Below are 12,830 nucleotides of genomic sequence, written 5' to 3'. Positions count from 1 at the left end.
ATGATCGGCACCTGCCGAACCCACCAAGGACGAATTCATGATCAAAGTAGGCATCATCATCGGCAGCACCCGCCCGGGACGCAACGGCGAGGCCGTGGCCCACTGGATTCACGACCTGGCGACCGGACGGAACGACGCCTCGTTCGAGATCGTCGACCTCAAGGACTTCCACCTGCCGCACCTGGACGAGGCTCTGCCACCGGCGATGGGCCACTACGCCAACGCGCACACCAGGGCCTGGGCCGACAAGATCGCGTCCTTCGACGCGTACGTGTTCGTCACCCCCGAGTACAACCACTCGACGTCAGGCGTACTGAAGAACGCCATCGACTACCTGTACGCGGAATGGAACAACAAAGCCGCCGCCTTCGTCAGCTATGGCACTGCGGGAGGTGTCCGAGCCGTGGAACACCTGCGCCTGATCATGGGCGAACTGCACGTCGCCGACGTACGCACCCAGGTCGCGCTGTCCCTGGCCACGGACTTCGAGAACTTCCAAGTCCTCACCCCGGCGGCCCACCACGCCGATGCGGTCACCGCGATGCTGGACGAGCTCCTCGCCTGGGGCGGCGCCTTGAAGACACTGCGTGACACGTGGCAGGCGGAAGGCACGGCGGGGGCCGCGTAGGAACCGCGGCCCCTCCGATCCCAGCAGCGTCTGAACGAATATCGGCACCTGTTCAGCCGGCACCTCATCGACCGGGAAGAGACCGGCCAGGGCATCCGCTTCCGGCTTCGCGTCGAGCTCGGCGTGGTGGCCTCGATACACCGGGATGTCAGTCCCAGGCCAGGCGCTGCTCCAGCAGCGCCTGCTGGGCCGGGTTGGCGGTCAGCTCCAGCGCCCGCTCATCGGCCCGCCGCGCCTGCTCACGGCGGTTCAGGTCCCGAAGTAGTTCGGCCCGGGTGGCGTGGAAGAGCGGGTAGCGCTGCAGCACCTCACCGAGATCTTCGAGTTCGGCCAGCGCCGCCTCGGCGCCTTGGACGTGCCGGAGCGCGATGGCCCGGTGCAGCCGCGTGACGGGCGAGGGCGCCAGGTGCAGCAGCATGTCGTACAGCACCAGGATCTGCGCCCAGTCGGTGGCGGCGAAGGTCTCGGCCTCGGCATGGCAGGCCACGATCGCCGCCTGCAACTGGTACGGCCCCGGCCGGCGGTGGGCGCGAACGGCCCGGGTCAGCAGCGCCGTGGCCTGCTCGATGGCCTGCCGGTCCCACAGCCCGCGGTCCTGGTCGGCCAGCAGCACCAGCCGCCCGCCGTCGTCGAACCGGGCCGCGCCACGGGCCCGGTGCAGCCGGATCAGCGCGAGCAACCCAGCCGCTTCCGGTTCCTTCGGCAGCAGGTTCGCCAGCAGCGCGGCCAGCCACTCGGCATCGTCGACCAGGTCGCGCGTCTGGGCCCGCTCCCCCGTGCTCGACAGGTAGCCCTCGTTGAACAGCAGGTAGATGACCGCCAGCACCTCGTTGACGCGCTGCGGCAACTCCTCCTGCGGCGGGATGCGGTACGGGATCCCGGCCTCGCCGATCTTCCGTTTGGCGCGCGTGATGCGCTGCGCCACCGTGGCCTCGGGCACCAGGAACGCGGCGGCGATCTGCGCGGCCGACAGCCCGCACACCACGCGCAGCGTGAGCGCGATCTGCGCGGCGCGCGACAGCGCCGGATGGCAGCAGGTGAAGATCAGCCGGAGCCGGTCGTCACGCGGAGCGGGGGCCGGCCGGGTGAGCCGGGCGAGCTTGGCCCGGTAGTTCGACTCCCGGCGCAGCACGTCCAGGCCGCGCCGCCAGGCCACGGTGAACAGCCAGGCGTCCGGGCGCTCGGGGATCCCCTCGACCGGCCAGCGGCGCAGCGCGACCTCCACCGCGTCCTGTACCAGGTCTTCGGCGGCGGAGAAGTCTCCCAGCAGCGACACCAGGGACGCGGCCAGGCGGCCCGCGTGCTCACGCACCACGCGGGCCAGCACCTCCTGGCTCACCTGCCCGTGCACCGGCTCGTTCATGAGGCGGGGCGGATCTCCACGATCGGGCAGGCCGGCCAGGAGCGAGCGATCCTCAGCGCCTCGTCCAGATCGGCCACCTCCAGTTCGGCGAACCCGCTCACCACCTCCTTGCCCTCGACGAACGGACCGTCGGTGGCGATCGGCTCCCCCTGGCCCAGGCGGACCGTGGTGGCGGTATGCACCGGCGCCAGATGCGTGTGGTGGGTGATCTTGTCGCCGTGGTCGGCGAACCACTGCGTCACGGCCGCGTAGGCGGTCTCGCGTTCCAGCTCGCCCATCGCCTCCAGTTGCTGGGCGAACTCCTCGGTCTCGATGAACATCAGCACGTACTTCACGGTCGCTGTCTGCCTTTCGTCTCAGCTTGCCGGGAAGGTGGCGTACAGGTCGACGCCGTTGCCGTCCGGGTCGGCCACGGTCGCGTAGCGCATCCCCCAGAACGCGTCGAACGGCTCGGCGATCCCTCGGTGGCCCGCTTTGACGAGTTCGGCGTACTTGGCGTCCACCCCGGCCGGGGCATCGAACTCGAAACACAGCAGGGTGCGCGGCCCGCCGGACGGGGCGCTCCAGCCGGGCAGGAACGGCGTGCGGAAGCCTTCGGTGTCCAGCATGACGTGCAGCCCGTTGGGCAGGTCACAGCCGGCGTGCTCGGGCGAGTGTTCGTCGACCTTGAACTCCAGGCCGAGGTGGGCATAGAAGGCGATCGAGGCGTCCATGTCGGACACCACGATGTCGATGGTGTTCAGGGTGGGATTCATGATGCGCTCCTTCGGGCTCGGTCGATGAGGTTCCCAGGCCGTCCGTGAGGCCCCACCGGGCTCACCTCACATCACGTGGCCGCGAGCCGGACACTGCGACATGCCCGCTGACGGCCTGGCCCTCACCTCACAGACGATCGGCCCAGACCTCGATACGACAGGGGCGCCGAAAACTTTCTCCACGCCGGGCGCAGCCTGATCACCGGAGGCGGCCGATACCCGGCGCAAAGCGCCCGACGCGGGCGGCGTAGGCCCGATAGGCGGCTCCGTGCACGCGCTGCAGGTACGGTTCTTCGACGGCTCGGACCTGCAGCTCGATGGACACCACGGCCAGCACCAGCGCGGCCAGGGAGACCGGATTGGGGACCATGGCGGCCAGCCCTGCCGCAGTGGCGATCATGGCGGAGAAGATGGGGTTGCGTGCGAGGGCGAAGGCGCCGCTGGTGACCAGGGCGGTCGTCTCACTCTCCTCGACGCCGATGCGCCAGGAGGTGCCCATCGAGGTCTGCGCGGCCAGCGTGGCCACCACCCCGAGCAGGGCCAGCACCGTACCGGCGGCCTGCACGAGCGGGTGGTCTGTGCCGGGCAGCGGCGGCAGCCCGGCCAGGGCGGCGACCGGACCGGCCGCGCCGACGACCAGGGCGGCGACGAACAGGATCCGCGCCCACCATTGGAGGCTGCCGCGGGCGAGCCCGGCGCCGCGGAAGCCGGCATCACCGGTGCGGCGCCACTGCACCCAGCTGCGCAGCCCGAAGGCCGGCAGCGCCCACACGAGATAGATGATCAACGCGGTGAGTGCCATGTCAATCTCCAGCCGATGAGCAGCAGGAACAGCCTGGAGCGCAGGTCGCGCATCCATCGCCCTGCTCCTCGGCGCCGGCACCGGCCGCAGCAGCAGTGGTGGTGGCCGGGACGGCGCAGCAGGCGTCCCCGCGCCAGGCCTCACGGCCTTCCTTGACTGCGACGGCGGCGATGACCAGCGCGGCGATCGGATCGGCCCAGGACCAGCCGAAGAGGCTGTTGAGTGCCAGGCCCACGAGCAGCACCGCGGACAGGTAGGTGCACAGCAGGGTCTGCTTGGAGTCGGCCACCGCCGAGGCGGAGCCGAGCTCGCGACCGGCGCGACGCTGCGCGTACGACAGGAACGGCATGACCAGCAGCGACAGCGCGGCCAGGATCAGGCCGGGGGTGGAGTGTTCGGCCTCGCCGGCGCCGAACAGGGCGAGGACGGCGTCGAAGGTGACGTAGGCGGCCAGGGCGAAGAACGAGATCGCGATGACCCGCAGCGCGGCCCGTTCCCGCCTCTCGTGGTCGGTGGCGGAGAACTGCCAGGCCACCGCGGCGGCCGAGGCGACCTCCACCACAGAGTCGAGGCCGAACCCGATCAGCGCCGCGGAGGAGGCGACGCTGCCGGCGGTGATGGCCACCGCCGCCTCGATCACGTTGTAGGTGATGGTGGCCGCGACCAGCAGCCGGATGCGGCGCTGCAGTAATGCCCGCCGGTCCGGGGCGGGCAGATCCAGCGTGGTCACGACACGCCCTCTCCTTCGGTCTCGCCTGCTCGCTCGGCCAGGCGGGCGAGATCGTGGTCGATCTCGGCCTGCAAAGCGCCGTTCGCGCCGGCCGGGCCCTCCTGGGCGCCGGGCTGAATGCCAGGCTGGGCACCGTGCTGGGTGCCGTGGACCGGGCACAGCGTCACGGCGTGGCCGGTGGCGGCCAGCAGCTGCTCGGCCGAAGCGAGCAGGTCCATCAGCTCGGGCCGGGTGAGGGAGTAGAACGACTGGCGGCCTTCGGCGCGGTAGTCGATCAGGCCGCAGTCGCGCAAGCAGGCCAGATGCTTGGACACGGTGGACTGGGCCAGCCCGAGCTGGCTGGTCAGGTCCACCACGCGGGCCTCGCCACGCGCAAGCCGGGCCACGATCCGCAGCCGTGTCTCATCGGCCAGGGAGTGGAACAGCGCGGCCGCCGGGGAGATGCCGGCCGCGATGTCGGCGCTGACACACCGGCCACCGTCAGAATCAATCGCCATATGGCGATGATAGCCCGTTCTGCCTATGTATTAGCAAGAGGGTGCGCTACGCTCCGCGTTCATGATCCGGACGCTGCCCGGTGTGATCGCCCCGCCCTTGGGCAAACCCGCGCTCGAGAGCGGCGCCGAGCCGCGCCGACGGGCCCGCCAGATCGCCACCGCCCCTGCCGCGACTGCAGGCCGAGCGGGCCGCCTGCCGCTGGCCGCCCGGTCGATGGCTGCCGCCGTCTGCATCGACGGTCGGCGACGGGCCCGAATGGGACGACGACTGAACGCGGCTGTGAGGTCAGGACGCGCCGGTGAATGAACTTGAGGGTGTCATCGGCCACCCCGTCAGGGAGACTCAGGTTCCCGGGAACTGCTTGATTTCCGCCTCCAGCATCTTCGCCACGATCTGCAGCGGATGGGCGAGGCCGGCCGGGCCCGGATGGAGGGTCTGCTCGTCGTCGGGCCGGATGGGAAATCGACGTTCAACCGGCTCAAGAAGTCCGCCCAGCGGGCCACCTGGTCGCGGCTGCGGGATCAGGTGGCGTGGCTGGATCAGTTGGACGGCATCGCGCCGTCGAAGATCACCGACTTCGCGGGGGCCGACGCTCAGGACGCCGGCACCTTGTCGCGCTACAACCCGGTCAAGCAGGTGGCGTTGCGGTCAGTGACCAATTGTCCCAATGCGAACCAGACCCCTGCGGCCACCTACCGGCCGCGAACGCCGTCCTCATCCTTGAGCCAGTCCGGCGTCGGACTGGCTCAGGTTTGGGTGGTGGGCGGCACTTCCTCGGTCAAGAGCGAAAGAACCCTGTGAGCACGGGGGCGAGGACCTTGGCGTTGACTATGTGCTCGCGCACGTCGAGAGTCCGGCGCTCGGCGTGGGGTAGGCACGCGGCGATCGCGTCGGCGGCCTGGCCGAAGAAACCGCCCGGAAGACCTGCCATATGCGGGTCGACGCCCGCTCCGGTGGTCACCAGTACCGGCTGATCGATCGTGGAGAGTCGCGCGGCGGGTGGAGGCCCCTCTCCCAGGCAGGCGGCATCGTAGGCCAGCGTGTGCGCGAGGTTCAGCAGCGGCGGCCACATCGGCGAGCCTTCCGCCCCGGCGATGTCCTGCTCAGACGCGCCGGCCAGCCGCATGAACAGCTTCAGCGCCTCGCCATGCTTTTCATCGGCGAGCGCGACGCGCAGCTGCCTGACGTACGCCTGCCAGGTCTGGACGGCGGTGTCGCCGATGGCATAGGGCACGTCGAACACGGCGATCTTGCCGATGGGCAGTCCGGCCGCCGCCGCCTCCAGCGCGAGCGCACCACCAGAGGAGGCGCCGAACAGATGGGCCGGCCCGCCAATCGCGTCGATCAACGCTGCTAGATCCTCGATCTCACGTTCCAGCGCGTACGGCTGCACGTCGCTACTTCCGGCGCGGCCACGGCGAGCGTAGTTGACGGCAGTGAAGTCTTCGGCCAGTTCCTGGGCCAGCGGCCGGTTTTCTGCCCCGTCGTCCAGCCCGCCGCTCACGAAGACGACGACCGGACCGCTGCCGACCCGCTCGTAGACGATCGACGTACCGTCCCGGGAAATGACCCGCGGCATCGTTTCTCCTCTATCCGACTATACTCCTTATATAGGAGAGATTACTCCTATATAAGGAGAAGTTGTAGCGTGTCAGGTTCGCGTAGTTATGGAGATCTGTGTGGCATCGCCCGGGCTCTGGATGTCGTAGGTGAGCGCTGGGCCCTACTGATGGTGCGCGAGCTGGTGTTCGGTCCCAAACGCTTCGTGGATCTGCATCGCGGACTGGCCGGGGTGAGCCACAACGTGCTGTCGCAGCGCCTACGAGAGCTCGAGGACTCCGGCGTGGTCGCGCGTCGCGTCCTGGGGCCGCCCGCTGGAGCCCGGGTCTACGAGCTGACGCCGCGCGGCCGGGAGCTCGAGCCGGTTCTGCTGGCGCTCGGCCGATGGGGCAGCTCCATCCCACCTGCAAGCACGTCGGCGACCGAGTTGAGCGCGGACGCGCTGGCTTTCGCCCTCAAGACCACGTTTGTCCCCGCCGCAGCGAGCGATCTATGTGGCCGCTACCAGCTGCGCCTTGGACGCGACGCCTTCTACGCAGAAGTCGCCGAAGGACGGCTGCACATCGCCCGAGGCGAGATTTCCGACGCGGCGGCCACGATCACCTGTGGAGTGCGCGTCCTGCAGGACCTGGTGTTCGGCGGTCGGGACCTCGATGATGCCTTGCAGGCTGCAGACGCCGCCGTCACCGGCGACGCATCCACCCTGCGGCGCTTCCTGCGATGCTTTGCGTCCTGACCCCCGTAAGCGCCTGTTCCGGACAGCCGCCAGAGCAGCGGAATTCTCGCGCTCAACGTCGAAGACCTCGACCTGGACACCCGGCGGGCCCCCGCCACCTCCAAGGGCGGCGGGATCGAATGGGTGTACCGGGACAGCGGGACCGCCTACCTGCTGCCCCGACTGTTGCGCCTGCCGGACGGCACCATCCGCACCTGCGGCCCGCTGTTTCTGTCCGAGCGTCGCCCGGTCCCTGCCTGCCGCCCCGCCGCGAAAGACATCTGCCCGCACACGGGCCGGGGCCCGGCTCGGCTACGACCGCGCCCGCGTCCTCCTCGACACCTACGCTGGACTCGACCTCCACCAGCTCCGGCACAGCGCCACCAACCCCAAAGTAACTTTGAGTAATCAAGCGCGCAGGCTGCGGGCGTAGGTGATCATGTCGTCGTCGAACACCTTGGGGCGGCCGCGCTCCCGTGTTGAGGCCTGGCCTTCGAGGGACCTCTCCCGGATGTACTCGGGTTCGGACTCGGCCATCCCGGCGAGAATGCGAACAGCGCCGCCCCATGCCCGGACGGGTCGTAGATGCCTTGCAGAGGGCCGGTCAGCAGCTCCAGTTGAATGTCGGCCCGGCGCAACTCCTCGGCGATCGCCAGGAGTTCGGCCGCGCCCCGGCCCAGCCGCTTCATCTCGTGCACCGTGAAGATCACCCGCTGGTTCGGGACGGCCGTATTGATCGTGCGCGCGTACTCCATCGCCTTGGCGAACTCCGGCCGCACCTTGATCCGCGTGCTGATCTTCTCCGAGAAGATCGGCTGGCAGCCCGCGCTCTCCAGCGCGTCGATCTGGCTCTGCAGTTCCTGCTGCGCGGTAGAGCACCGGGCCCCTCTGCAAGAACGCATCGTCCAGATGCGTCCAGAACGGCGTGTCACGCCAAGCCGCTTCGGCCCCGGCCCACTGACGCGACCTTTCGTTCGGTGCAGGCCGGGCCGGCCACGCTGGCCACCCGTGCTGGAACCGGAACTGGCTGCAGAACTGCCGCTGGAGGCTCCGGGCCGAGCGGGCCGCCAGCGGCTGGCCGCGCACGAGGGATGGCTGCTGGTGCTGGAGGACGTCACCAGTCCGGCCGACGTGGCGCCGCTGCTGGGCCGCATGCTTGCCAGGCGGTCGACCAGGCGGGTGCCTATCTGGGCCAGGCCCGGCTGAGTCGGCCTGTTGTAAGGTCGGCTCCACCGCCCGCCATCTGCGGCGTTCCTCCAGACAGGCGGGGCGGGCTGTTGGTCGGCTAACTGAGCAGACCTCGTCGATAACCCTCGCCGACAGCGGCGGCGCGGTCGCGGACGCCGAGTTTGTCGTAGATGTGTAGCAGGTGGGTCTTGATGCTGGCCTCGCTGATGAAGAGCTTGGCGGCCGCCTGGCGGTTGGAGGCGCCGTCGGCGACGAGGGCGAGGACTTGGAGTTCGCGGTCGGTAAGGGCAGCCTTGACCGGTCTGCGCACCTGGCCCATCAGGCGGCCGGCGACGGAAGGGGACAGCACCGGCTCGCCGGCGGCCGCGGCGCGGACGGCACGCAGGAGTTCGTCAGTGGGGGCGTCTTTGAGGAGGTAGCCGGTGGCGCCGGCTTCGATGGCGGGCAGGACGTCGGAGTCGCCGTCGAAGGTGGTCAGGACGAGGGTCTTGATGTGCGGGTGGGACTCGCGCAGGGCGGTGATGGCGGTGACGCCGTCCATTTCGGGCATGCGCAGGTCCATGAGGACGATGTCGACCTGGAGTGCGACGGCGCGGTCGATGCCTTCGCGACCGTTGGCGGCTTCCCCGGCGACGTGGATGTCGGGTTCGGCCTCGAAGGCGGCGCGCAGGCCGTGGCGGACGATGGGGTGGTCGTCGACGATGAGGAGGCGGATCATCGGGGGTTTCCTTGGAGCGCGGGGACGGTGGCGCTGACGGCGGTGCCCTCACCGGGCGTGCTCTCGATCTCGAGGGAGCCGCCGACGCCGCGTAGGCGTTGCCTCATGCTGCTGAGGCCGAATCCCTTGCTGTCGGGATCGTGGATGCCGGTGCCGTCATCGCGGATGTCGAGGAGGACGACGGAGCCGGTGTAGGAGAGGGTGAGGCCGGCGCGGGTGGCGCCCGCGTGTTTGGCGACGTTGGCGAGGGCTTCCTGGGCGACCCGGAAGAGGGTGACCTCGATGGCGGGGCTGAGGGGGACGCGGTCGCCGGTCACTTCGACGTGGAGGTCGACGCCGGTGGTCTGGGACCAGTTGCGGGCCAGGGTGGCCATGGCTTCGGGGAGGTGGGCGTCCTCGAGCTGGTGGGGCTGGAGAGCGGCGACGGAGCGGCGGGCTTCGGTGAGGCTGTCCTGGGCGAGGTCGAGCGCGAGTTCGAGGTGGGTGCCGACGTCCTGGACGCGTTGGGCGGCGCGTAGCTGGGTGATGATGCCGGTGAGGCCCTGGGCGAGGGTGTCGTGGATCTCGCGTGCCATGCGCTGGCGTTCGTCGAGGATGCCGGCCTGGTGGGCTTGGGCGAGGAGCTGGGCGTGGAGGTCGGCGTTCTCCTCCAGGGCCGTCTGCAGGTCACTGACCGCTTTCCGGTATTTGCGCTGCCGGTCCTCGATCTTGATCCCGGCGATGTGGCCACCGCCGATGGCGACGGTCTGCACGGCGATGATCGCCAGGTAGAAGGCGATGAGCTGGATGGTGGCCTGGGTCCAGTCGAGCGTCGATCCGTACAGGACGACGGAGGTGGCGGCGACGGCGGCGAAGGTCCACTTGGAGGGAGCGAAGTTGGCGGCGAGGAAGAAGCCGGAGATGCAGTAGATGATGAAGATGGGATTGTGGAAGGTCAGCAGCGCCGCGGTGGCCAGGACGCCGGCGAAGTGAATGGTGACGGCGACCCTCCGTCGGCGCACGGCGGCGGGGAGGAGGGTGTGGGCGCCGAGGATCCAGGCGAGGGCCAGGGCGGTGAGCGCGAGGGTACGGGGGATCCCGCCTTCGGGGTGGTCGGGTGAGGCCAGGCTGATGGCGAGGGAAGCGGCGAGGGTGATGTAGGGGACGATCCCGACGACGCGCTCGAAGCGTCGTTCCCAGGCGGAGGGCGGGAAGAGGTCGTTCATCCGGGGCGCCCCTCCTCTCGGGTACGGATGGGTTTCACCTGGTGCCGGCCGACGAGGACGAGCTTAGGCGCATGGGGATCAGGATGGCGTAGCCGTACATGAGCAGCCCTAGGGCGATCATGAAGATGATGGTGGGCCACTGCCAGATCGGCGGGAGATGAAGGGCGAGGAACCATACGGGGTTCTCGATGCCGAAGATCTTCATGACCATGGGCACGAGTCCCTGGGGGAACAGGGGAAGCCAGGCGATGGTGTAGCTGATCGTGACGCCGATGCGGTGCTGAATGGGGAGGTCCGCGGTGGTGGGTTTGTCGGCCTGGGGTGCCGGGCCGTGCTTCATGAGGTTGAGCAGATCGATCCCGTGGTTCTCGAGTCTGCGGTAGGCGATCTTGCCGAGCCCCCAAGCACTGAGGGCGCCGGTCAGCACACCGGTGGCGATGCCGGCCCAGGGATGAAGGAGGATGGCGCCGGCCGCGGGAAGGGCGGTTGCGGGGACCGTGACGAGCACGAGCCAGGCGAGGCTGGTTTCGGCGGTTTCGTCGGCGCCGGTGCTGAGCGGGTTGCCGCCGCGCTTGTGGGGGTCGGTGCCGGGGACGAGCGAGGTGACGGCGAGCAGGACGATGATCCCGGCGCCACCGCCGAGGAGGGCGGGGAGCAGACCGAGCACCCACGGCCAGGCCCAGGTCTGGCCGCTGACGAGGGTGCCGGCCAGGGAGAGGACGACGGCGGCCGGGCCGACGATGAGGAGCCAGGCCAGTTGGCGACCGCGTACGTCGGCGCGTTCCGCACCGGGGGTCATGAGGGTGAGCCAGAGGGCGGTCCCGTCGGCGCCGTAGAGGTTGGCCGAGGACGCGGCGGCCATCACGATCGCGATGAGTCCCGTGAAGGGGACCATGATCCAGGTGTCGATGGTGACGAGCAGGAGGGGGGTGACGATGGCGTAGGAGAAGGCGGTGGCGAGGAGCTGGATGCGGACGAGGTCGCGCCCCCAGGCGCGTAGTTCCTTGGCGGCGGCGATGCGGGCGCCGCTGGTGGCGGGGAGGGGGCGGGGCGTGCCGCGGCGGGGCGGCACACCGCCTCGTGCAGCCGAGACGACGCGCCGCGACAGCAGGCCGGCCCAGGCGGTCAGGAGGAGGGCGATCACGCCGGCGTTGGCGACGAGGATGGCGAGGGCGAGGGGCCAAGGGGCTTCGACGGCGGCCACGCCCCATCCGGAGGGCAGGGCGCGGACGAGAACCTGGGACCAGGCGGCGGTGTCGGAGCCGCCCAGGGCTGCCACGGGGGCCCAGCCGTTGCTGCACAGGGCGATGGCGGTGCCGGTGACGATGCCGACGATGGCCGCGGTGGCGCGGGATCTGACGAACAGGCCGATGAGCGCCACGATGACGCGGGAGATCATCACCATGGTGACGAGCGTGGTGACGGCTGCTGCCAGGCCGATGAGCACTCCGGCCGGGCCGAAGCGCCAGCCGTACACGGGCAGGGACAGCAGGGCGATGAGATTGACCGCGGGTGCGGGGCCCGCGAAGGCTCCGGCGAGCAGTGCCGCCGCGATCCGGCCTGGCGTGGCCGGGAGCATGGAGAAGTATTCGGGGCGGAGGGCCTCGCTGCCGCCCCCGATGAAGAGGGGGCCGAAGATCCAGCCGGACAGCCACACGGCCAGGGTGAGGGGCAGGTAGGCGGGCCAAAGGACGGCGACGGCGATCGTTCCGAAGGCCAGGATCAGCCCGAGCGAGACGCCGGTGTAGAGGGTGGAGGCATTGTCGCCGCGCAGGGAGTTGCGCATGAGTGCCAGCCGCATGCGGATCATGTGCTGTGCCAATGCGGCCGGGCCGGGGGTCAGGAGGTGAGCCATGCCAGCCCCTCCGCTCCGCCGGTGCGGGCGCCGACGAGGTCGACGAAGGCGTCCTCCAGGGTTCCGGCGCCGCGTACGTCGGCCAGCGGCCCGGCGGCCACCACGCGGCCGTCGGAGATGACGCCCACATGGTCGCAGAGCTGCTCGACGAGGGCCATGACGTGGCTGGAGATGATCACAGAGCCGCCGTTGGCTGCGAACCTGCGCAGGATGGTCCTGATCGTGGCTGCGGAGACGGGGTCGACGGCCTCGAAAGGCTCGTCCAGGACGAGCAGGCGGGGCGCGTGCAGGAGGGCGACGGCCAGGCCGATCTTCTTGCGCATGCCGGTGGAGTATTCGATGACCAGGGTCCGCTCGGCGGAGTCGAGTTCGAGGATCTGGAGGAGTTCGTCGGTGCGCTCGGCGACGACGGCGGGCTGCAGTCCGCGCAGCAGGCCGAGGTAGGTGAGGACCTCGCGGCCGGTGAGCCGTTCCGGCATGGCGTTGCCGTCGGGCAGCACGCCGATCAGTCCCTTGGCCTGGACGGTGTCACGCCAGACGTCCACGCCGAAGATCTCGGCGCTGCCGGCGTCGGGGCGGAGCAGGCCGACGGCCATGGCCAGGGTGGTGGTCTTGCCGGCGCCGTTGGGGCCGACCAGGCCGTAGAAGGAGCCGGCGGGGACGGTGAGGTGGATGTCGTCGACGGCCAGGTGGTCGCCGAAGGCTTTGCGGAGAGCGGTGGTGCGGAGGGCGGGCTCCCGGTTGGTTGGCATGACTTGAGAATCGTGCGGGGGCGGGGGTGGCGGATCGTCCGGGCGGGGAGCGGGATGGTGG

Annotated in this window: 15 protein-coding genes and 1 pseudogene; 4 read left to right on the top strand and 12 right to left on the bottom strand. The window is 70.0% G+C overall.

Translation table 11 applies throughout. The features are described from left to right. Positions 1 to 37 precede the first annotated feature (37 nt). Complete coding sequence (locus tag ACFKCF_RS54915; protein WP_394504569.1) at positions 38 to 628, top strand: NADPH-dependent FMN reductase; 591 nt, start codon at positions 38 to 40, stop codon at positions 626 to 628. Positions 629 to 776: 148 nt separating this feature from the next. On the opposite strand, the gene ACFKCF_RS54910 is transcribed toward ACFKCF_RS54915, so the two are convergent. From ACFKCF_RS54910 to ACFKCF_RS54885, 6 genes and pseudogenes are all read right to left on the bottom strand, one after another. After that, a complete protein-coding gene (locus ACFKCF_RS54910) occupies positions 777 to 1,991 on the bottom strand; it encodes an RNA polymerase sigma factor (RefSeq protein ID WP_394504567.1) in 1,215 nt (404 codons plus the stop codon). Then, positions 1,988 to 2,326, bottom strand: coding sequence for a YciI family protein (locus tag ACFKCF_RS54905; protein ID WP_394504565.1), 339 nt, complete (start codon positions 2,324 to 2,326; stop codon positions 1,988 to 1,990). Before ACFKCF_RS54905 ends, ACFKCF_RS54910 begins: the two co-directional genes overlap by 4 nt. A gap of 21 nt (positions 2,327 to 2,347) precedes the next feature. Then, the gene (locus ACFKCF_RS54900) at positions 2,348 to 2,746 is read right to left on the bottom strand and encodes a VOC family protein (RefSeq protein ID WP_394504563.1); all 399 of its coding nucleotides are present in this window, start codon (positions 2,744 to 2,746) and stop codon (positions 2,348 to 2,350) included. Between the two features lie 199 nt (positions 2,747 to 2,945). Next, positions 2,946 to 3,548 (bottom strand): methyltransferase family protein, encoded by a 603-nt coding sequence (locus ACFKCF_RS54895; protein WP_394504561.1) that lies wholly within the window; start codon positions 3,546 to 3,548, stop codon positions 2,946 to 2,948. A 1-nt stretch (position 3,549) separates the two neighbouring features. Continuing rightward, positions 3,550 to 4,278: a cation transporter gene (locus ACFKCF_RS54890; protein WP_394504559.1), complete on the bottom strand. Its 729-nt coding sequence runs from the start codon at positions 4,276 to 4,278 to the stop codon at positions 3,550 to 3,552. A gap of 137 nt (positions 4,279 to 4,415) precedes the next feature. Further along, positions 4,416 to 4,775, bottom strand: a pseudogene (locus ACFKCF_RS54885) (ArsR/SmtB family transcription factor); the annotation flags it as partial. Between the two features lie 403 nt (positions 4,776 to 5,178). On the opposite strand from ACFKCF_RS54885, the gene ACFKCF_RS54880 reads away from it, so the two are divergent. Continuing rightward, positions 5,179 to 5,577: a hypothetical protein gene (locus ACFKCF_RS54880; protein WP_394504557.1), complete on the top strand. Its 399-nt coding sequence runs from the start codon at positions 5,179 to 5,181 to the stop codon at positions 5,575 to 5,577. On the opposite strand, the gene ACFKCF_RS54875 is transcribed toward ACFKCF_RS54880, so the two are convergent. Then, entirely contained in the window at positions 5,555 to 6,355 is an 801-nt protein-coding gene (locus ACFKCF_RS54875; RefSeq protein WP_394504555.1) for an alpha/beta fold hydrolase, read from the bottom strand. The two genes, ACFKCF_RS54880 and ACFKCF_RS54875, sit on opposite strands and share 23 nt — an antisense overlap. Positions 6,356 to 6,424: 69 nt before the next feature. On the opposite strand from ACFKCF_RS54875, the gene ACFKCF_RS54870 reads away from it, so the two are divergent. Beyond that, on the top strand, positions 6,425 to 7,072 hold the full coding sequence (locus ACFKCF_RS54870; protein WP_394504553.1) for a winged helix-turn-helix transcriptional regulator: 648 nt from the start codon (positions 6,425 to 6,427) through the stop codon (positions 7,070 to 7,072). Positions 7,073 to 7,488: 416 nt separating this feature from the next. Here ACFKCF_RS54870 and ACFKCF_RS54865 read toward each other — a convergent pair whose 3' ends face one another. After that, positions 7,489 to 7,953, bottom strand: coding sequence for a recombinase family protein (locus ACFKCF_RS54865; protein ID WP_394504550.1), 465 nt, complete (start codon positions 7,951 to 7,953; stop codon positions 7,489 to 7,491). A gap of 106 nt (positions 7,954 to 8,059) precedes the next feature. Here ACFKCF_RS54865 and ACFKCF_RS54860 point away from each other — a divergent pair, with 106 nt between their 5' ends. Then, complete coding sequence (locus tag ACFKCF_RS54860; protein WP_394504549.1) at positions 8,060 to 8,257, top strand: hypothetical protein; 198 nt, start codon at positions 8,060 to 8,062, stop codon at positions 8,255 to 8,257. Between the two features lie 79 nt (positions 8,258 to 8,336). On the opposite strand, the gene ACFKCF_RS54855 is transcribed toward ACFKCF_RS54860, so the two are convergent. The 4 genes from ACFKCF_RS54855 to ACFKCF_RS54840 are packed head-to-tail and all read right to left on the bottom strand — an operon-like array spanning position 8,337 to position 12,769. After that, positions 8,337 to 8,957, bottom strand: a complete 621-nt coding sequence (locus ACFKCF_RS54855; RefSeq protein WP_394504547.1) for a response regulator — start codon at positions 8,955 to 8,957, stop codon at positions 8,337 to 8,339. Continuing rightward, positions 8,954 to 10,162 carry a sensor histidine kinase gene (locus tag ACFKCF_RS54850; RefSeq protein WP_394504545.1) on the bottom strand — a complete coding sequence of 403 codons (1,209 nt, stop codon included), beginning with the start codon at positions 10,160 to 10,162 and terminating at the stop codon, positions 8,954 to 8,956. The genes ACFKCF_RS54855 and ACFKCF_RS54850 overlap by 4 nt, the downstream gene beginning before the upstream one ends. Positions 10,163 to 10,196: 34 nt before the next feature. After that, positions 10,197 to 12,017 (bottom strand): hypothetical protein, encoded by a 1,821-nt coding sequence (locus ACFKCF_RS54845; RefSeq protein ID WP_394504543.1) that lies wholly within the window; start codon positions 12,015 to 12,017, stop codon positions 10,197 to 10,199. After that, positions 12,002 to 12,769: an ABC transporter ATP-binding protein gene (locus ACFKCF_RS54840; RefSeq protein WP_394504542.1), complete on the bottom strand. Its 768-nt coding sequence runs from the start codon at positions 12,767 to 12,769 to the stop codon at positions 12,002 to 12,004. The genes ACFKCF_RS54845 and ACFKCF_RS54840 overlap by 16 nt, the downstream gene beginning before the upstream one ends. Between the last annotated feature and the right edge of the window lie 61 nt (positions 12,770 to 12,830).

Origin of the sequence: Nonomuraea sp. JJY05 (assembly GCF_043496855.1) — a bacterium.
Lineage (GTDB): Bacteria > Actinomycetota > Actinomycetes > Streptosporangiales > Streptosporangiaceae > Nonomuraea.
The sequence above is the reverse complement of the archived record's forward strand: the minus strand, read 5'-3'. Positions and strand labels throughout refer to the sequence as shown.

Coding starts and splice junctions, on each gene's coding strand:
- ACFKCF_RS54915 (WP_394504569.1), top strand. CDS start 38: ATGATCAAAGTAGGCATCATCATCGGCAGCACCCGCCCGGGACGCAAC.
- ACFKCF_RS54910 (WP_394504567.1), bottom strand. CDS start 1,991: ATGAACGAGCCGGTGCACGGGCAGGTGAGCCAGGAGGTGCTGGCCCGC.
- ACFKCF_RS54900 (WP_394504563.1), bottom strand. CDS start 2,746: ATGAATCCCACCCTGAACACCATCGACATCGTGGTGTCCGACATGGAC.
- ACFKCF_RS54895 (WP_394504561.1), bottom strand. CDS start 3,548: ATGGCACTCACCGCGTTGATCATCTATCTCGTGTGGGCGCTGCCGGCC.
- ACFKCF_RS54880 (WP_394504557.1), top strand. CDS start 5,179: ATGGGCGAGGCCGGCCGGGCCCGGATGGAGGGTCTGCTCGTCGTCGGG.
- ACFKCF_RS54875 (WP_394504555.1), bottom strand. CDS start 6,355: ATGCCGCGGGTCATTTCCCGGGACGGTACGTCGATCGTCTACGAGCGG.
- ACFKCF_RS54865 (WP_394504550.1), bottom strand. CDS start 7,953: ATGCGTTCTTGCAGAGGGGCCCGGTGCTCTACCGCGCAGCAGGAACTG.
- ACFKCF_RS54855 (WP_394504547.1), bottom strand. CDS start 8,957: ATGATCCGCCTCCTCATCGTCGACGACCACCCCATCGTCCGCCACGGC.
- ACFKCF_RS54850 (WP_394504545.1), bottom strand. CDS start 10,162: ATGAACGACCTCTTCCCGCCCTCCGCCTGGGAACGACGCTTCGAGCGC.
- ACFKCF_RS54845 (WP_394504543.1), bottom strand. CDS start 12,017: ATGGCTCACCTCCTGACCCCCGGCCCGGCCGCATTGGCACAGCACATG.
- ACFKCF_RS54840 (WP_394504542.1), bottom strand. CDS start 12,769: ATGCCAACCAACCGGGAGCCCGCCCTCCGCACCACCGCTCTCCGCAAA.